Annotated in this window: 15 protein-coding genes; 5 read left to right on the top strand and 10 right to left on the bottom strand. The window is 41.9% G+C overall.

Annotation, left to right across the window (positions count from 1 at the left end; translation table 11 throughout):
* The 3 genes from ACJAT7_RS00655 to ACJAT7_RS00665 form a co-directional block, all read right to left on the bottom strand.
* A partial coding sequence (locus ACJAT7_RS00655) for an AMP-binding protein (protein ID WP_415224867.1) occupies positions 1-1139 on the bottom strand: 1139 nt, incomplete at its 3' end.
* A 314-nt stretch (positions 1140-1453) separates the two neighbouring features.
* Positions 1454-2623, bottom strand: coding sequence for an HD-GYP domain-containing protein (locus ACJAT7_RS00660; protein ID WP_415224868.1), 1170 nt, complete (start codon positions 2621-2623; stop codon positions 1454-1456).
* Between the two features lie 105 nt (positions 2624-2728).
* Positions 2729-3679, bottom strand: a complete 951-nt coding sequence (locus tag ACJAT7_RS00665; protein ID WP_415224869.1) for a LysR family transcriptional regulator — start codon at positions 3677-3679, stop codon at positions 2729-2731.
* Between the two features lie 146 nt (positions 3680-3825).
* On the opposite strand from ACJAT7_RS00665, the gene ACJAT7_RS00670 reads away from it, so the two are divergent.
* Positions 3826-4461, top strand: coding sequence for a carbonic anhydrase (locus tag ACJAT7_RS00670; protein WP_415224870.1), 636 nt, complete (start codon positions 3826-3828; stop codon positions 4459-4461).
* Between the two features lie 384 nt (positions 4462-4845).
* Here ACJAT7_RS00670 and ACJAT7_RS00675 read toward each other — a convergent pair whose 3' ends face one another.
* Together ACJAT7_RS00675 and aspS are read right to left on the bottom strand one after the other, a co-directional pair.
* A complete protein-coding gene (locus ACJAT7_RS00675) occupies positions 4846-6012 on the bottom strand; it encodes an HD-GYP domain-containing protein (protein WP_415224871.1) in 1167 nt (388 codons plus the stop codon).
* Positions 6013-6449: 437 nt separating this feature from the next.
* Positions 6450-8225, bottom strand: a complete 1776-nt coding sequence (aspS, locus tag ACJAT7_RS00680; RefSeq protein ID WP_415224872.1) for an aspartate--tRNA ligase — start codon at positions 8223-8225, stop codon at positions 6450-6452.
* Between the two features lie 235 nt (positions 8226-8460).
* Here aspS and cmoA point away from each other — a divergent pair, with 235 nt between their 5' ends.
* Positions 8461-9192: a carboxy-S-adenosyl-L-methionine synthase CmoA gene (cmoA, locus tag ACJAT7_RS00685; RefSeq protein WP_415224873.1), complete on the top strand. Its 732-nt coding sequence runs from the start codon at positions 8461-8463 to the stop codon at positions 9190-9192.
* Between the two features lie 32 nt (positions 9193-9224).
* Complete coding sequence (gene cmoB, locus ACJAT7_RS00690) at positions 9225-10211, top strand: tRNA 5-methoxyuridine(34)/uridine 5-oxyacetic acid(34) synthase CmoB (protein ID WP_415224874.1); 987 nt, start codon at positions 9225-9227, stop codon at positions 10209-10211.
* Here the strand turns inward: cmoB and ACJAT7_RS00695 are convergent.
* The 5 genes from ACJAT7_RS00695 to ACJAT7_RS00715 form a co-directional block, all read right to left on the bottom strand.
* The gene (locus ACJAT7_RS00695; RefSeq protein WP_415224948.1) at positions 10173-10337 is read right to left on the bottom strand and encodes a flagellin; all 165 of its coding nucleotides are present in this window, start codon (positions 10335-10337) and stop codon (positions 10173-10175) included. The two genes, cmoB and ACJAT7_RS00695, sit on opposite strands and share 39 nt — an antisense overlap.
* A 209-nt stretch (positions 10338-10546) precedes the next feature.
* The gene (locus ACJAT7_RS00700) at positions 10547-12652 is read right to left on the bottom strand and encodes an EAL domain-containing protein (protein ID WP_415224875.1); all 2106 of its coding nucleotides are present in this window, start codon (positions 12650-12652) and stop codon (positions 10547-10549) included.
* Positions 12653-12663: 11 nt separating this feature from the next.
* A complete protein-coding gene (locus ACJAT7_RS00705) occupies positions 12664-15450 on the bottom strand; it encodes a response regulator (RefSeq protein ID WP_415224876.1) in 2787 nt (928 codons plus the stop codon).
* Between the two features lie 5 nt (positions 15451-15455).
* Positions 15456-16010, bottom strand: coding sequence for a YfiR family protein (locus ACJAT7_RS00710; protein ID WP_415224877.1), 555 nt, complete (start codon positions 16008-16010; stop codon positions 15456-15458).
* 18 nt (positions 16011-16028) lie between these two features.
* The gene (locus tag ACJAT7_RS00715) at positions 16029-18059 is read right to left on the bottom strand and encodes a TonB-dependent receptor plug domain-containing protein (protein WP_415224878.1); all 2031 of its coding nucleotides are present in this window, start codon (positions 18057-18059) and stop codon (positions 16029-16031) included.
* A gap of 453 nt (positions 18060-18512) precedes the next feature.
* Between ACJAT7_RS00715 and ACJAT7_RS00720 the strand changes: the two genes are divergently transcribed.
* The gene (locus tag ACJAT7_RS00720; RefSeq protein WP_415224879.1) at positions 18513-19106 is read left to right on the top strand and encodes a CoA pyrophosphatase; all 594 of its coding nucleotides are present in this window, start codon (positions 18513-18515) and stop codon (positions 19104-19106) included.
* Positions 19107-19758: 652 nt separating this feature from the next.
* The gene (locus tag ACJAT7_RS00725; RefSeq protein WP_415224880.1) at positions 19759-20334 is read left to right on the top strand and encodes a hypothetical protein; all 576 of its coding nucleotides are present in this window, start codon (positions 19759-19761) and stop codon (positions 20332-20334) included.
* The last annotated feature ends 290 nt before the right edge of the window (positions 20335-20624 follow it).

The raw sequence follows: 20624 nt of genomic DNA on the forward strand, positions 1-20624 counted from the left end.
CCGGGGGTATTGTGACCCGGATAGTTAGCGGTTAACACGGGCGATGTTTCAGTCAGTCCATAGCCCTGATAGACATCCACTCCGGCATTGATAAAAAAACGACAAAGAGCCGGATCAAGTGCGGCTCCTCCGACTATCACGGTCTTTAATTTTCCTCCCATACCTGAACGGATCTTTTTAAAAAGCAGCGAGTCTGCGATTGCCCGGCTCAGGCGAGGGGGATTACTCTCAAGGCCGACCCGACAGCCCCACTCGCCGAGTATTTTGATAGGGGTTGTCGCGTGCGCAATCTTCTCCTGCAATTTGGCAAAGATCTTCTCCAAAACACGCGGAACCATACTCATCACAGTGGGCTGAACTTCGGGAAGGTACTCTCTTAACTTTTGTATATCATCTGCAAAATAGACAGGGATCCCCTGGCAAAAATAGGTGTAGACCACAGTTCGTTCAAAGCAATGTGCAAGCGGCAGCGCACTTAGGGCGCGATCCTCTCCATGATCCAGTGGATAACGTTGTATCGCAGCAGCGATTTGACTGCACAGATTGCGGTGGCTAAGCATAACGCCTTTCGGGAAGCCGGTGCTCCCCGACGTATAGATAAGTGTCGCGATATCATCGGCTTGCAGGGACTCACAAAGGTGACGGTATAATAACGGCTGATCAAGCGACAATTGGTCACCTTTTTTAAGCAGCTCGTTAAAAGTAAGTATGCCCTTTTTTTGGCTATGCTCAACATCCCGCAGGATAACCTTTATATTAGAACAGGCCGTTTTGGCAAAGGTCCATAACTCTTGCGTATCAATGTAAACAAAACGGCTAGCGGAATCTTTGAGCTGGTAGACTAAGTTTTTTTTACTAATTTTTGGAAAGACAGCACTACTGCGCCCTCCCGCCAGCATAATCGCCAGATCAACCATCAACCACCAAGGACTCGAAGGCGCAATAATCGCCACCACATCACCGCGTTTTAAACCGAGCGCGCGCAACCCTAAGGCCAAACGGCGAATAGTCTCTAAAAACAGCTCTGACGAGAGTGGTTCAAATCCATCGCCTCTGCGATAAAAAAAAGCGCCACTGCTACGAAAGGTAGTAAAACATTGATCCACAAGCAACGGTAAAGTTGTATCTGCTTTAACCATAAAAATCCCCATAAGTTTTATAGCCGATAGCCAATCCACTTGAAAATATCTATTTTATAGTTCGCTTTATTCTGATATTCGGGCGAGCATATTCAGGTAGTTTGGGTATAAGTATAGAGCGGCTTTGCAATTGGGCAAACATCTGATCAAGTAATTTTACAGCTAATAAGAGTAAGATTTAACAAGGTTTTTTATCGGGGCAATAAAGGAGAGTGACTGTCTGCCCAGTAAATAGAAGACCGCCGATTAGCCGCTCATTAACAAGGGATGAACCGTTATTAGGCACACGGACCGCTGTAATAAATTAGTCCCAGTTAACCTTCATGGGCTAAAAATTCAATAATCAACTCCATATCCAAATCAAAATCATCCGCGCGTACACATTTTACAATCTGCTCATCTTTGCTTATCGATAAATCAATATCTTTTGCGGCTGTAAAATATTTCGGCTGTAAACAGTAAAAGGGTTTTACTTTCGGCCGGATCGGATCTTGGCGATTCTGACTTTCAACAATAGCCAATCTATTTGAATCAAGCTGTACCAGTGCCCCAACAGGGTAAACCCCCATGCACTTGATAAATGTATCGACTAACAGGGCATCTAAGTGCTTATTCTCTGCGAGGGCGCGCAAAATAGTGAATGCTTTAACGTGAGAATAGCCCTGTTTATAGCAACGGTTTGATGTGAGTGCATCAAATATGTCGCAGATAGAGATCATTCGTCCATATCTTGATATTTTTTCTGCTTTAACGCCAGAAGGATAACCTTCCCCATTAAGTTTCTCATGGTGTAGCCTCACCACCTCTAAGCTCAATGCACTGATCCCCGGGCTCATTTTAACTATATTGATAGAATGGGATGCATGCTCCTTCATTATTTCAAATTCATCATCCGTTAATTTACCCGGTTTATTGAGTATTTGATCGGGCGTTTTGATCTTACCAACATCATGCAGAAATGCGCCAATGGCTAATTCTCTTACTGTCTCTTTTTCTATCTGCATGTAAAAAGCAAAAATAGTGATCAGTACAGATACAGCGACAGAATGCTCTAATAAATACTCATCTTTTCGACGAATATTGATCACACAGGCAAGGGCATCGGGATTATTAAAGATAAGATCAATCGCTTCATCGGTTATCTTTCTGACTGGTTGCAAATCGAGAGGCGCGCCGTTTTGGGCATCATGAAACACTTTTTTTTGAATGTTCTTCGACTCATCAAAAACACTTTTTGCTCTAATAATCTCTTCCTGGAAAAATTTCCGATCCGGATCTGTTCGCCACGACACTGTATCAAGTGAAATTCTTTGCTTGCTGGTATCAATCAGCATGCGTTCAATGCCTTTGTTTATAAACCCCTCAATGATTTTTTCAGTTTCTACCCAGCCAGGCTTAATAATATGAAACTTGCCTTTGGGCGCGCTAATCTCCAAGAGATACATACCAACACGGAGATCTACTATACTCAGTTCCACAATCATAAATCAAAACCCCACTTGGCAAAAAACAGCTGCGCACAGTCCCTTCTCTTCTTTAACTGACATCTTTGCTGTGATAACGCAGATAATATATAGCACTTTTTATCTTTAATTATGATGATCTTTCTCTACAAAATGTCTTTCTAAGAAACGATTACATAATCCCGCGACATTTTCTTCGGGTGATAAGGCAAAACTGATAAATGCTTGAGCGATAGGCGATAAATGCTTGCCCTCATGATGTACTAGATACCAGCTTTTCAGTAAAGGGAACGCCTCAATATCCAACTCTACCAGACAGTTTGTTGCAAGCTCTAAGGTTACACTATGGCGAGAAAGCGCGGAGATCCCTAAATCCGCCATCACCGCCTGCTTGATCGTTTCACTGCTGCCTAAGACCATATTGGGTTGCAGCGTTAACCGATGCAGTTGCAGAAAATCTTCTAACGCCTTGCGCGTACCCGAGCCCTTTTCCCTGAAAATAAAGGGATGCTGCGAAAGCTCCCCTAACTTAATATTTTTTTTACCTGCTAACGGATGGTTGGGACTGGCAACAATCACAATCGGATTATCCACAAACGGATGGGCGATGAGCGACATAGAATTAGGTACTAACCCCATAATAACCAGCTCATCTTTATTTTCCTGCAAACGCTGAATCATCTGCTCGCGGTTCACTATATCCAAATCAAGATTAACTTTCGGGTAACGTTTATGGAAAGCCCCCAAAAGATGCGGGGTAAAGTATTTGGCACTGCTTACTGCTGCAAGGTGGAAATCGCCTTCTAGACTCCCTTTCAATGCGCTTAATGTCATATCCATACTGTCGAATCGGGCAAACAGCTCATCACAAAAGTGATTTAATGCTTCTCCGGCGGGCGTCAAAAAAAGTTTTTTGCCTATTTTTTCAAATAGGGGTAAGTCAATATTACCCTCAAGCTGTTTAAGTTGAATACTAACGGCAGGTTGAGTCAGGCCTAACTGCAGGCCTGCTTTGGTGTAATTCATTGTCAAAGCCACTTGTCGAAAAACCTTTAACTGGTGTAATGTTGCACGCATAACCAATGACCATAAATAAAAATTATGGTTCAGATAATATATATTAATTTTTATTAATACAATTATTCTACTATTATAGATTAAGTTTATCGGCAGTATTGATTAATAAAGATCAGCATCTATGTCGATTCAAAAAGGAAAGAATCATGGCAGCAACAGACAAGTTAATTGCGGGATACCAACGTTTTAGAGAGGGTTATTATGAGCAGCACAAAGCCCAATTACAGACACTGGCCGAGCAGGGACAATTCCCTAAGATAGCGATTGTAAGCTGTTCCGACTCGCGGGTTGATCCGACAATTATTTTAGACTGCGCACCGGGCGATCTGTTTGTTATCCGGAATGTCGCCAACTTAGTTCCCCCGCTCGAAAGCTGCGATAGTTTTCACGGCACCAGTGCCGCGCTGGAGTTTGCAGTTAATGAGTTGCAGGTAGAAAGTATTATTATACTCGGGCATACGCATTGCGGCGGCATTAAAGCCTTGATGGATACCGATCCGACGGCGCTGCCGCAAACATTTATTTCAAAATGGATGAAGCAGCTGGAAAATGTCCGCAAGGAGATATTAGAGAATGAAAATTGCACAACGAAAGAGCAGCATTACCATCTCTGTGAGCAAAAAGGGATAGTACAGTCTCTGGCTAACTTAATGACCTTTCCCTGTATACAAAAACGGGTCGCAGCAGGCACTCTCAAACTGCACGGTTGGTGCTACGACTTAAATAGTGCGGAGCTGTTCGCGATGCAGCAAGGCAGCGGTGAATTTCAAAAAATAAGTTAAAGCAGATACGTTAAAACAGACAGTCATCTTATTCTTAAAAGAGTGACTCTATACCCAAGCTACCTCAATATGCAGATTCAGAGCTTCGCCCGGATGCTAGAGTAAGGCGCAACATGATGACCTTTCGAGCGATTAACTGCGTTAATCCTCTATCGGTAGATGTTAAATGCAAGCATTTAACATCTTGAATGGTTATTCCCTTTTCAAGTGTTGCAACGCAGCACTAGCTTTCGGACGAAACTCCCGAAGGGCAAGACGATAAACGATGATCTTCGTTGTTAGAAGGCTTTGATTTAGAATAACTAGATCATCAGCCTTCTGCCTAGAATTCCATCATTTATCGTCTTGCTGATTCCTGCATCTTAAAATAGTTTGGGTATATGCTTAACCTTGATCGGCGAGGAACGCAATAATCTGCTCCATATTCAAATCAAAATCATCAGCGCGTACACATTTTACAATCTGTGCCTGCGTAATAGCGGATAAATCAAGATTGTCTTCCACTGCAAACTGGTTCGGCCCGAGACTGTAAAAAGGTCTCACTTTAGGCCTGATTGGATCTAGACGATTTTGACCTTCAACAATAGCAAGCTTATTGGAATCAAGCTGCACTATGGCGCCAACCGGATACACCCCCATGCACTGGATAAACTGCGCAACTAACTGTTTATCGAGATGGTTGCAGTCGGCTAAGCTGCGTAAAATACTGAACGCTTTAACTTGGGCATAGCCCTCTTTATAACAACGACTGGAGGTGAGCGCATCGAAAATATCACAAATCGCAATCATTCTGCCGTAGCGCGATATCTTCTCCGCCTTAACGCCATTAGGGTAACCTTCCCCGCTCAGTTTTTCATGATGCAGAGCGGCGACTTCTAAACTTAACGGGCTTATTTTCGGTGTTTTTTTAATAATCTCAATGGAATGAGAGGCATGTGACTTCATAATTTCAAATTCAGAATCGGTCAGTTTTCCAGGCTTATTGAGAATCTGATCCGGAACCTTAATTTTACCAACATCATGCAGAAAAGCGCCAACCGCTAATTCTCTCACTATTTCTCTATCAATTTTAAGATGGGAAGCAAACATACTGATTAATACCGAAACCGCGACTGAATGCTCGAGCAGATACTCATCTTTATTACGAATATTGAGCACGCAGGAGAGAGCGTCAGGGTTATTAAAGACAAGTTCGATAGACTGATCTGTGATATTGCTGACCGACTCTAAGTCCAACGGGCTATTATTTTCAGCAGCGTGAAATAATTTTTTCTGAATGTTTTTTGACTGATCAAAAACGCGCCGAGCTTTAATAACTTCCTGCTGAAAAAACGTGCCTTTTGTTTTTATGCGCGGTTTTTCTTGAGGCTGTTTTACACTTTTACTTAAATCTATCAATACGCGCTCAATGCCTTTTGCTTTAAAGCCCTCAATAATAGTGCTGTTTTTGATGATGCCCGCTTCAGTAAGTTGAAACTTACCCTTTGGCAGGGTGATCTCCAACAGGTACATACCAATACAAACCTCTGAGAGATTTTTTTCCACTATCATCTATTGAAACTCCACTTATACACTCTATCAACACTAGTCTGGCAGATAATAAAACTAGCGTGACTTTTTATGCGCGTATGATTTTTTATTTAAATCGTGACCCTTTAAAAACTTAATGTGTGTTTACAGTTTTCAAAATGATGCCATCAGGATATTAACCCTAATTGATAATTTATAACATTAGATAAGGTAAAACCCATTGGCATTGATAATAAAAATCGCCATGTCGCTCACAAACTTATACAAAATTAAACGCTTTCTCTGAATATTCGCTCTATCGACTCATACTCTTAGAATTTTTTTAATCTAAAGGGATAGATGCAGAGGCAGGCGGTTTCAATGCGACTATTAAAAACGGGTTTTATAAAAAAAAGACGCCGGCGAATGCCAGCGTCCTTTTTGATACATTTATTGCTATTTACAAGCAAATAACTGTTTTATGCTTGTTGTTTTTTTTCTTCTTTCACAACCGCAATATTAAGCTCTGCCAATGCGGCAGGATTGGCAAAGCCGGGGGCATTCGTTAACGGACAAGCCGCTGATGCTGTTTTCGGGAACGCAATCACTTCACGAATTGAACTGGTGCCCGTCATTAACATAATTAAACGGTCTAAACCAAACGCTAACCCTGCATGCGGAGGCGTACCATATTTTAGCGCTTCGAGCAGGAAGCCGAATTTATCTTGTGCTTCTTCATCGCTGATATTTAAAATACGGAAAATAGCCGCCTGCATATCCTGTTTGTGAATACGCACACTGCCGCCGCCCAGCTCACAGCCGTTTAAGACCATATCATATGCGTTGGAGATGGCGCCAACAGGATTGGCTTCAAGCTCTGCAACGGTCAAACCGATAGGTGCGGTAAAGGGATGGTGCAGCGGTGTTAATGCACCGTCTTCTAAAGGTTCAAACATTGGGAAGTCGATCACCCAAAGCGGTTTCCACTGATCCTTAATTAGGCCAAGATCTTCTGCCACTTTCAGACGTAAGGCACCGATCGCCTCGCTAACGATATTGGCTTTATCAGCACCAAACAGGAGAATATCGCCATCTTGTGCGCCGGTACGCGTTAGGATCTCAGTAACAATCTCTGCACTTAAGAATTTAGCTATCGGTGATTGCACACCTTCAAGCCCTTTAGCAGCCTCATTGACTTTCATCCATGCCAGTCCTTTAGCACCGTAGATAGTGACATATTTACCGTACTCATCAATATTTTTACGGGAAAGCTTAGCTCCGCCCGGCACACAGATAACGGCAACACGGCTGTCTGCATCATTAGCTGGCCCGGAGAAAACTTTAAATTCAACCTCTTTCATTAAATCAGCAACATCAAGCAGTTCAAAATCGATACGCAGATCCGGTTTATCACTACCAAAACGGGTCATTGCATCAGCGTAAGTCATTTTCGGGAAGCAGCCTAAATCAACATCAAGCATCTCTTTGAAAAGATTAACGATCATCTCTTCCGTGATTTCCATCACTTGATCGGCTGACATAAATGAGGTTTCAATATCGATTTGGGTAAACTCAGGCTGACGATCAGCACGTAAGTCTTCATCTCGGAAACATTTAACGATTTGGTAATACCTGTCCATACCCGACATCATCAATAACTGCTTGAACAGTTGCGGAGATTGCGGCAGCGCAAAGAACTGACCTTTATGCGTGCGGCTTGGCACTAAATAATCACGAGCGCCTTCCGGTGTCGCTTTAGTTAAAATCGGCGTTTCCACATCTAAGAAACCATGGTCATCGAGGAAACGACGCACAAAACTGCTAACTTTAGCGCGGAACTGCATACGTTGTGCCATTTCAGGGCGACGCAGATCCAAATAACGATAGCGTAAACGCTGCTCTTCAGAATTCTTCTGATTACTATCCAGCGGCAGAGGCTCGCTGCGGTTTAAAATTTCCAGCTCCAGACCCAGTATCTCTATCCCACCCGTGGTCATCTCTTTGTTCACTTGACCTTCCGGGCGCGCGCGAACTAAGCCTTTAATTTTAATACAGAATTCATTACGGATAGTTGTCGCAAGCGCAGTAGTTTCAGCTGTATCCGAGTCAAAAAACACTTGTACTATGCCCGCACGATCACGCATATCCAAGAAGATAACACCGCCCAAATCACGCTGTTTGTTCACCCAACCTACTAACTCAACTTCCTGACCAATGACAGCTTCGGTCACTTCACCACAATACATAGTGCGCATTATCGATTCCTGTTTTAAATATGAGATAAAATAATTGCGCGCATTATAACCCTAAGCAACCTAAAAATGCGAGTTCGGCGCATCTCAAGGCGCTTAAAATAGGGCTTATTTACGCTTCACCGAGCGCCTAATTTTAAAGTGACGATTACTGTTAAATAAAATACTGATCATCTCGACTAATTTGCGTAAAATACGCACTCAAAAATGCGAAGACAGAAATCAGCAGGCAATTCACATGAGTAAAACAGACAATATCTATAACCAACCGCTTGAACAGGTCGGAGGATTTACCTTCGATGAGCAGGTTGTGCAGGTGTTTCCGGACATGATCAAACGTTCGGTACCCGGTTATGAACAAATCATTCAGACGATAGAGATGATCACTGAGCGCTGCGCAGTACAAAACAGCAACCTCTACGATCTAGGCTGTTCGCTTGGGGCGGCAACATTGTCGATGCGCCGCGGCCTTAACAATAAAAACGGCTGCCAAATTATTGCCGTGGATAATTCAGAGGCGATGGTCGAACGCTGTCAGCAATATATCCACGCTTATAAATCAAAGCAGCCCGTTTCTGTGATCTGTGCTGATATTTGCAATATAAAAATTGAAAATGCTTCTGTGGTTGTACTGAATTTCACCCTGCAGTTTTTAACCCCTGAAAAACGGTTAAAACTGTTAACTGATATTTATAACGGTTTGTTGCCGGGCGGTGTATTAGTGCTCTCTGAAAAGTTTGTCTTTGACGATCCGGTCAGCCACCAGCTTTTAATCGATCTGCATTTAGACTTTAAGCGCAGTCAAGGCTATAGCGAACTTGAGATCAGCCAAAAACGTTCTTCACTGGACAATGTATTAATTGCCGATACCGTTGAGCAACACTACCAGCGTTTGCAACAAGCCGGCTTTATGCACAACAATCTCTGGTACCAGTGCTTTAATTTCGGCTCAATTATTAGCATCAAGTAATCAGTATCAAATAATCGTTCACAAGGTTCACCATGATTGACTTTACCAATTTCTACAGCAGCATAGCTAAAAACCGTTTAAGCCACTGGTTACGGGTGTTACCGACACAGCTTTATGAGTGGGAAAATAGCCATGTACACGGCCAACTGAGCAACTGGATTAAAATATTAAATAAATTTCCAGCGATCAAAACAGACCATATAGAACTCAAAGAGCGCGTTGCCATCGGCAGCGGCAATGAGCTTTCTGTGGGGGAAACAAAAAAACTTGAGAGCCTGCTGCAAAAATTTCATCCCTGGCGCAAAGGCCCGTTTGATATTCATGGTATCCATATTGATACCGAATGGCGCAGTGATTGGAAATGGGATCGAGTATTGCCGCATATCAGTCCGCTTAAATACCGCTATGTCTTAGATGTGGGCTGCGGCAGTGGTTATCATATGTGGCGTATGCGCGGTGAAGGCGCGCAGTTTGTCGTCGGTATCGATCCCAGTGATCTTTTTTTATGCCAGTTTGAAGCGGTGCGCCACTTTGCTAATAACGATCAGAGCGTCAATCTGTTACCTTTAGGCATTCAGGAATTACCCAAACTTGAAGCCTTTGACACGGTATTTTCAATGGGCGTTTTATACCACCGGAAATCCCCTATGGATCATATCACCCAGCTGCAGGACCAATTAGTCGAAGGCGGCGAACTGGTGCTGGAAACCTTAGTGATTGCAGGGGATGAAAACGCCGTATTAGTGCCGCAGGACAGATATGCAAAAATGCGCAATATCTGGTTTCTACCCAGTGCTAGCGCATTGAAACTTTGGCTGGAAAAGTGTGGCTTTATCGATGTCCGTATTGCAGATATCAACGATACCTTAACCGGCGAGCAGCGCAGTACCGCCTGGATGACCAATGAATCATTAGAAGATTATTTAGATCCCAATGATCCGACAAAAACAGTAGAGGGCCATCCCGCCCCAAAACGGGCGTTACTGATCGCTAAAAAAGCGTTTAAATCGCTGAGTTAATACCGACGATGTTGACGCATTGGCCTGCGTCATCACAGTCATGCTGACCTGCTGTAGAATGTGTAACTTGAATATTTTAATCATTTTAAAAGGTAAATCGGCATCGTTAATACCGGATCGACTGATATTCGCGACGCAAACAAAGAAGAGATATCAGTAACAACTGAATTAGTCATTTATAATCCCTTTAATTCATCAGAGCACAGTTCCCGTATTGGTGGGTTATCAGAGACTATTGGGAAATCTTTATAATTAATTATAAAGTAGGCCAACTACCGCAATGACAATCAACAAAATAGTCTCCAGCAGGAAAAAATAGCAAAGATAAACAGCTCTTAATCTAAGTAAATAATTTTACAATCGTCGACATCTGATTTAAATATAAGTTGATTACCTTCGATCATAGATTCAATTTTTTCTGCTGAAACAGGTTCAGAATAGTAATACCCTTGTATCAAATCACAACCATAACTACGGATACAGGCAAGCTGTTCAAACGTTTCAACGCCTTCGGCCACAACTTCTAATCCAAGATTTTTAGCTAGGCAGATAATAGATTTAATAATGGCAACATCTGGTTTGTTTTCAGGAATATGTTCGATAAATGATTTGTCAATTTTTAACGTAGAGAGCGGCAGGTTTCTGAGTTGTGAAAAAGAAGAATAGCCCGTACCAAAATCATCAATGGACATTTTGATACCCAGCTCACTCAATCTTCTCAATGTTTCTTGAGCGTTTCCGTCCTGATAACTTGGCACTAAATGATCTTCAGTGATCTCAATTTCAAATAGAGTCGCGCTAACACCTTCTTGCGCTAATACAGTTTCAACGTAATCCGTAAAATCTTCACTGTAGAGCTGTTTTCCCGATACATTAACGGCAATAGTCAAATCTTCACAAGCTGTATTTTGCCATTTGCGTAACTGACGGACCGCTTCGTAAATCACCCATCGACCTAATGGAATAATCAATCCCGTTTCTTCCGCCACGGGAATAAACTCGCTTGGAGATACAGACGGCTTATTGCCCCTATTCCAGCGGATTAAAGCCTCAACTCCAGAGACCTGTTCACTATTAGCGCGCACCTTAGGCTGATATACAAGGGTAAAGTTGTTATTTTCCAGCGCATCATGCAACTCGTTTTCCAACGACCAACGCCTGATACTACTTTCTGTTAACTCTTTGCAGTAAAAAGCAAACTGATCTTGGTCAGAACGCTTTGCCTGATACATTGCGGTATCTGCATTGCGTAATAGCTCTTCCGTATTTTTGCCATTATCAGGATAAATACTAATGCCAATACTGGCCTCTATATAAATCATTTTATTGGCTAAATAAAATGGCTTTTCAAAAAGCATCTGCAATCGACGAATAAAAGAAAGCACCTGTTTCACATGTTCAACAGAGTCAATAATAATAGCAAATTCATCACCGCCAAATCTCGCCACCAGATCATAATTACGAACCTCCGTACTGAAGCGATCGGCCACTTCACACAACAAAACATCCCCAACATCATGTCCTAATGAATCATTAATATTCTTAAAGCGATCCAGATCAATAAACAACAGCCCCACCTTAAGTCCACGACGATCAGCTCGCTGTATTGCACGCTCTAGTTGTTGCTGGAATAAGGTGCGATTGGGTAGATTGGTAAGTGCATCATGATGAGCAATATGAACAAGTTGTTTCTGTGATTTTTTAAGCTCAGAGATATCCTGCATGATGCCTGACAGTATGCCCCCCTCCAATAACTTTCCTTGCAGATGCACATATAACATAGTTTTATTAGCTAATCGGATACTTACATCAAGGCTAAATGCTTCTTTGTTGATAAATGCCTGTAGCATTACATACTTTACATATGAGCGTTCCGCGGGATGAACAAGTGCCAGCAAATGCTCAAGACCATGCTCAAATTGTATTGCAGATAAATAGAGCATTTTTGATAACTGTCGAGACAGCAACAAACGCCCTTCGGCACCATCTAACTCCCAGTGCCCTAATTTAGCGATCTGCTGAGCATGCTCCAGCCGAGATTCACTTTTTTTTAAGGATTCAAGATAACTGCTACTGCGTAAGACATAGCGTAAGTGATGCACTATCAAAGACCAGTTAATCGGTTTTGCTATAAAATCAGTTGCCCCAAGACGATAAGCCTTATCAATTGATAAAGTATCATCCATACCAGTGATCATGACTACCGGAACATTATTCCCCGGCCCAGATTCACGTATCAGCTTACAGACTTCAAAGCCGTTTAATTTCGGTAATTCAACATCTAATAAGACTAAATCAGGCAACTGCTCATTAAACAAAGCAAATCCTTGTGCGCCATCTTTCGCCTCGATGATATCGAACATCTCAGATGATAGCACTTGGCAAATTAATAACCGGGTCATCTCATCATCATCTACTACCAATATCGTTTTTCTGTTCATAAAACCTCAAATTAGACGCTACGCCTAAACTCTGTTTCTGCATAAAAATAACGTTTCACCAAGCAAGACTCCTGCTTAATATTAGTAATAAGATCTGGTATTAAAGATAACATTTCTGCAATAACGGCCTGCTCTAACTGTTTGCATAGATCCGCTAACTGATAGGCGCCTACATTTGCGCTGCTTGATTTTAATGTGTGAGCCAGTTTCCGTATGCTGTCAAATTGTTGAGATGGATTAGCTAACTGCACTAAACTCTCTTCTAACGTATCTAAAAACAGATGAATAACCTTATTAACCAAATAGGTTGACTGTTCAGGACTAAGTGCGGCAATTTTTTCCAGCGCACTAGGATCTACAGATGCGGCAGTTTCATCTTTTATGATTTCTAAATCATCATCATCATAATCATAATCCTGATCATCTTTTATAAAATCAGTCAACGCGCTCTGCCGTGGCACATTCAGCCACGGAGTTAATGACTCATAAAGATCAACGGCTGAAAAAGGTTTACTCAAATAACCGTTCATACCCGTTTTCAAGCACAGCTCCATATCTCCATCCATGGCATTTGCAGTTAACGCAACAATAGTTATACCTGCAGCAAGTTTGCCTGTTAATTCCATTTTCCGGATCCGGCGAGTTGCCTCTAATCCATCCATCTCAGGCATCTGCATATCCATTAGGATAAGATCATAGGTCTGCTGTTGAACAGCAGCAACCGCTGCTAAACCATGTTCGGCTATATCAACTTGCAGACCAAACGATTCCAACATGATTAGAGCGACTTCCTGATTAACTTTGTTATCTTCGGCAAGCAAAATTCGGTATGGATAGTCGAAATGAAGATCTGGATACTCAGAATAAACCTCTTTTTCATCTCCTTTAATTTCTACTTGAAAGGCTTGCATTAAGCAGCGGTAAAGATTTTTTTGTAAAACAGGTTTATTAAGAAAACAGCTAATACGGTTATCCTTTAATGATCTCGGATCTGCATCAACAGAGCTCAGCATGATTATTTCAGGCTGCCGCCAAGATAAATTTTGACGAATTTTATGAGCTAATTCTAAGCCATCCATATCCGGCATATCCATATCTAATATAAGCAGATCATAAGACCGTTTCTCAATATCAGCAGCTTGCATCATCTGCAACGCTTGCTGACCACTATCAGCTAAATCACAACTGATATCGATCGCCACCAGCTGATCCTTAAAAAGCAATCGATTAGTCTGGTTATCATCAACAACAAGCAAGCGTTTATCCTGCACAACAGATAAATCAAACGGCATTATCGAATCAACAGATTGCAGTGGTATTAACGCAAGCGTAAACGTAAAGCAACTTCCTCGTGCAATTTCTGATTTTACGCTAAGCTCTCCGCCCATCATCTCAACGAGTTGCCGTGCAATCGGCAGACCTAATCCTGTTCCACCATATTTTCGCGTAGTTGAACTATCAGCCTGGGAAAACGAGGTGAAAATATGCTCAATTTTATCTTCTTTAATACCTATACCTGTATCTTCAATTGCAAACGTCAACCGCCCTTGTGACTCAGTAACTTGCAATAATACCTGTCCCTGATCTGTAAATTTAAGCGCATTACTCAGCAAGTTACTCAGTACCTGTCTGAGTCTTACCGGATCACCTTGATAATTGTTTGAGAAACGCGGCGGAATTGCAAGTACAAGCTCCATGTTTTTACTGTATGAAGACTCCGCATACAAAACAGCAAGCTCTTCAATCAACTCTCGCAAATTAAATTCAATGGATTCGAGCTCCATTTTTCCCGCTTCAATTTTGGAAAAATCTAAAATATCATTGATGATATGGAGCAGACTTTTACCCGATTGATAAACCGTTTCAGTAAAGCGTTTCTGTCGATCATTGAGCTTGGTCTGAAGTAACAGTTCCGTCATGCCCAGAACGCCATTCATCGGCGTGCGGATCTCATGGCTCATAGTAGCTAAAAATTCACTCTTAGCTTTGCTCGCCGCTTCGGCATTCTCTTTCGCTAAGATTAACTCCTGAGTTCGTAGGGTGATTTTTTCCTCTAAGCTATTTTGATAATTTTCCAGCTCCTTATCTCGCGCTTCAACCTGCTCTAACATCATATTAAATCCCAGGATCAGCGAACCGATTTCATCATAACGCTCACCGGGAATACGGATATGGTAGTTTTTCTCCTCTGAAACCTGCTCCATCACTTGTCTCATATCCAACAAAGGCTGCGAAATAAGGCGCTGCATGCGCGCAGAGAGCAAAAAAGCCAGTAAAGTGCCAAGCATCAAAATAAAAGGAGCAAATATAGCCTGTCGCCATAAACGCTCACGCAGCAGGCTAAGATCATCCATCAGCAGCACATTACCCAACGCTTTACCCTCGAAGCTAATCGGCTCAATATGGTAAAGAATATTATCAAATCCACTTTGTTGTAATTCTTGCAAATTCATTTGCAAGAATCTGTTATCCGCATGTTTAGCAAAAAAGGGGTGAATATATTCAGCCAGTAACAGATTATCGTTATCGTAAATCCTAGCAAGCACAATTTCCGGCTTGGCCTGCAGACTATCCAAGCTTTCTTTGGCCGCCTCTTGATCACGAAAAGCCAATGTAGCGGTGTTCTGTGAAGCCATTAATCTGGCCAATGTCTGCAACTGATTTCGTGCATCAAGATGGCTGTAATGGTATTGCATAACGCCAATTAAGATCACTATTGTCAAGGCTACCAAAGCGCCGGACATCAAACCGATCGAGGTTAACTGACTACGTAATGAAAGATGCTTAAGTTGTATCATTAAAATCACCTCGGATTATCAACTAGGATCGCCAGCTTAAGCAGCTTAGAGCTAAATTGCAGTTCAGAGCGGACGAGTTGCAGCCTATTCACTTGAAAACGCAGGCGCTGATCGATTTCAACCAGATTAATAAGTCCGCCAGAATCAAAAAAAGGACTGTCATCACTGATAATTAGCACTGTTTTCTGATTTATTAATGACAGAATATAACGGTAACGATTGCGTTCACTGGTATTAATATAAAAAACATTGCACTGCTGAAAATCAAGCTTACTTTCTGGTTGCAGCAGTACAATCGGATGACCGCTAATCTCTTTTTGTTGTAACGTCTGCAACTCCTCATCCATGCGGTCCTTACTATAGAAGCAAAGCTGAAATGGCGCGGTAGGGCTGTTCCAGGTTGCATCCGGCCAACGGGTAAACTTGGCAATATTATATATATAGGCCACTTTTAAAGAATTTATAGCGCGCGGCGTAGCTGATGCGAAGCACTCTTCATATGCCATCACTAGCGGGAAAAACAGCAGTAAGCAATAACGTAACCTAAAAGTTGTCACCATTACACTCTCCAATAGCAATCACCAGCTCAAGATAGCTTTGATAAAGACGCTGCGTTCAATGCGTGAGGGGGATGACCAGGATTCAGTTTGAAACTGTTGTTTGTCTGAATTTAGCAGATGACGTCCCACTAGGGATAACGCCAATGACGGCATCGGCTGCCAAGCAAGGCGCAGATCACCATCAATATTGTTCTTAATTACTTCCGGAACCGCGTTAGACCAAGAGCGCTGACCTGTGTAATAAAGGCGTAAATCTAATTCCACTGTTTCGCTTAAATTAAAACTGCCCCACAAGGAAGCCTGATGCGTAGATGAGCGGTCTGCCATCAAGGAGAGCAGATTTTCACTGTACATATTAGGCTGAGTATCCTCTAGCTGTATATCGAGCAGGCTATAAGAGAGACGCAAACGGCTGTGGGGAGTGGCTTGCCAAGTTGTTAACAGTTCCAAACCGCTACTGTGTCCCTGAATATTATTGTCAAGGTTAAGCGGCACCACGGCAAACATATCGCCATTGACAAACTGCATATTCGCATTGCCTAAATTATAACTACGCAGATTTTTATAATCATTATAAAAAGTAGCGATATCCAGCGCTAGTTCAGGGTGAGGCATCCAGCGAACACCTAACTCATAGGCGTCTAATTGTTCAGATTCAAAGCCTTCATTCCCTGTAATCTGCAGCATAGTGGGTAGCGGATTATTCGGATCCTCCGCAAATGGCGGTACAACGTAAATATTAAGCACGCCTTCGTTTTCCACGCGCGAAGGCGTACGCATCGCACGCGATACAGCCCCCCACCAAGTCACCTGCTCACTAGGCACCCAGCTCATGCGTAAGTTAGGTTGCACTTCGGTACCCGTATAACTGTTACCTTCAAACTTAGTGCCTAAGGTCAGAGATATATTTTGCTCAGGAAAACGTAACGTATCCTGAATAAACAGATTCCAGATTCCACTGTATTCCACAGCTTCAGAAACAGAAACAAGCGATGAGGAAGTGAAATCATTTTTACTCCAGCGGTAACCGCCCCCCCAAACTAACTCATGATCTGCAAATGGCGCAAACTGATGCTGCAGCTCAAAATCCAAGGTATCACGATGTTCACTATATTTAAGTTCCTGGTGATCATAAAAATCATAGTTAAAACTAGCACTTAATTCTGAATCAAGGCTCCTGATCTGGCTCCAGCGAATCCCTAAGTTCCCCCCTTTAGCTTCGACATCGCCATTCACAACTTGATCCATATACGGTGCCTCAAAGCTAGGAACTTTATGCTGCTGCTGTAGAGAGTCACGATACAGATCTCCTTGAAAGGTCAGTGATTGATCTTCACTTGGTTGCAGATCCAAACGTAAACCCGTCTGCAGATAATCTCCGCCGTTATCCTGCCCCGTAGCAAACAGATCGTCAGATTCATCCAAACGTCGTCCTTTGGCATAAACACGTAGCTGTGCATTTTCAGAAGGCGCAAAGCCCTGACGTCCCTCAACCAGCTTTAATTCATTACCCGCAGCCAGGGCAAGCTGCCCACCTTGGGTGTCAGCGGCTTCCCGCGTAATAATATTGATAATACCATTCACCGCATTGGCCCCCCACAGAGTGGCACCGGGACCTCGGATCACCTCTATACGCTCAATATCCGGCAACAGATAATCAAGATATTCCCAGTAAACGCCAGAATGTGTTGGCGTATAAACACTGCGACCATCAATTAACACTAATAATTTATTAGCAAAACGGCCATTAAAACCGCGTATACTCACAGCCCATTTATTGGGATCAATCTCCGCGACATCAACACCTGGAACCAAGCGTAACGCCTCAGGAATAGATGTCGCACCGGAGCGGCGGATCTCATCCTGAGTCACCACATAAACTGCAGCGGCAGCTTGCGAAAGTTTTTCACTTTTTTTACTTACCGAGGTAACCTCCATCTGCATTAGTTCATCAAAACCGAGTTCAGACAGATCTTGTGATGGACTGTCAGCCAGTATCAGGCTAGGAAACAAAGTAAAGATCCCGGCTAAATAGATTAATTTTCCCATCTCTATTAATCCTTTATGTGAGGTTTTAAGTAAAAAAGTCAAAACAACCCGCCGATAGCCACTTCGGATAGATCCGTCAGTATTTATTAGCCATCACTAAAGTGGCAAAAATAAACAACACGGCAAGAGTCACAAAAAAATCAACGGTCATGAGGTTATCAATAAAAAATAGCACAACAACACAAATCAGCCAGAACAAAGTTCACAAAAACAAAGGGGAATATTTCCTGTTCATCACATAACAGAGGCCGACTGATCTTTTATATTTATAATTTGAGCGATAAAATCACCTTTATTAAAAGAATGATTTCTACAATCGCTAACCAAGGGAGTTTTAATCTTGAAGTGGTTTTGCTACATAAGAGAGTTATCACTCTCTGTTCACTTATTTTTGTGACTCTTTAAATTGCTGTTATGATTAATTAATCATTTTGGTTAACTTCAGGCAAGTCAATGGATAAGCAAGTTTTTTTAAATCGCTTTTTTTTTCATAATCAGCCTATAAGCACCGATTTACGCGCAGCTGAAAAGTCACTGCTTATAAATAATCACAGCTTAAAAAAAGCAGCGGTGTTAATCCCTTTCGTAAAACGTGCTAATGGATTAAATATAATCTTCACCGAGCGCGCTTTACATCTGCGCCATCATCCGGGGCAAATCAGCTTTCCCGGCGGGAAGCAGGAACAAGGCGACAGCAGTCTGAAACAGACGGCTCTGCGTGAGACAGAAGAAGAGATTGGCATTTTGCAAGATCAGATAGCTATTTTTGGCACATTGCCTAAACTGCCGACAGTAAGCGGCTTTGTGGTCTATCCCTATCTGGGATTTGTGCAAAGTAATCACACCCTGCAAATAGATGAGCAGGAAGTTAAAAGCATATTTGAAGTACCGCTTACGTTTGTTCTTAATAAAAAAAACTATTATCTACAGCATTTAACCGCCAATAAAAAACGCCATTTCACCTACTGCATCCCCTACCAGAATAGGATGATATGGGGCGCAACCGCGCAAATGCTTTATAATTTACAGCGTCACTTAAATGATTAAGCACCTTTGATTCTTAATAATCTACAAATGCATTTAGTATAGGGCCGTTGCAAGTTAGCTTCCTAAGTTAGAAAGGGACATATAGCGACTTAGAGATTTTGCACTATTTATCTGTTGTGAGTCCCTCATTTACGCTCGCTTTCGCCCCCCATGGCGAACGAATGTGCCTAGAAAGATCAGATGCAAGAATGCTGATCACTTGATCATTAACAACATATTTCTATTTGAGATTTATTTCGGAAGCCCTTTTAGATTTAGAACCTAGCCCAAACTTTATGTGGGTACTTCAATGCCGAACTTTTAATGATATTTAAAAAAACTTGCTCGAACTGAAAAATAGATCATAATCCTCGACCTTATCTAGAGTTAAGAATTAATTACAAAGTTGCAAACTTCCCTAGTTTTGATAGTAATATCCATTCAAATAAGAGAGGTATTACAAGTGTATTGATTACACATTAATGTCAACTACATTACTGAAAATATTGGTTTTTTGGCCTATAGATAAACGTACAACAAAGTTGAAGATCTATTTCTTGTGGTAAATTTCTGGCTGAGTTTGTTAACCTTAGTTGGTATTTAATTTTTTTAGTCTGGTTAAGTAAATTTATTAGTCTGCTGACTGGACGATGATAAATATTGGATGTATTAAATGTTAGAAGTCATCGCATATTTTGTAATACCCTTTTTAGTTATACTTGTCATTGCCTATTTTTATGTAGAAGCGCAGAGAAGAAAGGTCGAAGAGGAAAAGAAGAGAGCCATTTTTTTACGTATCGCTACAATGAAAGCTAATTTCAAGGCTGAGTTGAAACGACTAGTTGAACAAGAAAGATTAACGATAAGAGAACAGGAATCGATCTATCGCATTGCTAATAACTTTTTCGTTTTTCAACCAGTTACAATTAAAAGTATAAGTTATTGTGAACAATTGCTTAATAACGTTATCAGCGCAATGCCAACTGGTGGTCCCGATAGTATTAACTTCGATCTTATACAAGAACAAGTTAGCTCATTTGTACATTCATTACCTGCCGCCGCGCGTGACCATAACCCCGCCTTTTACCGCAATAAACTTCCAGAGTTAATTAAGCAGCTAATTGATTCTCAAGAATATATATACGAAACTGAGAACGAAAATAGCAACGAAGAATCACTGGCCCCGGTGTCTGCGGCAATAACTACTTACTTGCCAACTCCCCCTACCGTGACTGTACCACTCATGTGATCTTTGAGCCGCTGGCTTTTATCGCCCGTTTAGCGGCCTTGGCACCTATGAGTAAAAGGCGGGACACGAAAAGGCGGGACATCCAAACCTTTTATTCTTTTAAAACATTGGATGAAAAAACACACCAGACTCGACTAAACTCTAAAAATATTACACTGCTCAAAAGGCGAGTAATACAAGTCGGTATTGGCTGATAAAATTGATATTAGAGAATAAAAAGCTGCGGCTATATGCCTCCAATCACCTAAAATAGTGGAAATGTAAGCTATGACACGCTCGCTTTTCCCCGA

It is taken from the genome of Psychromonas sp. (assembly GCF_047632995.1).
Taxonomy (GTDB): domain Bacteria; phylum Pseudomonadota; class Gammaproteobacteria; order Enterobacterales; family Psychromonadaceae; genus Psychromonas.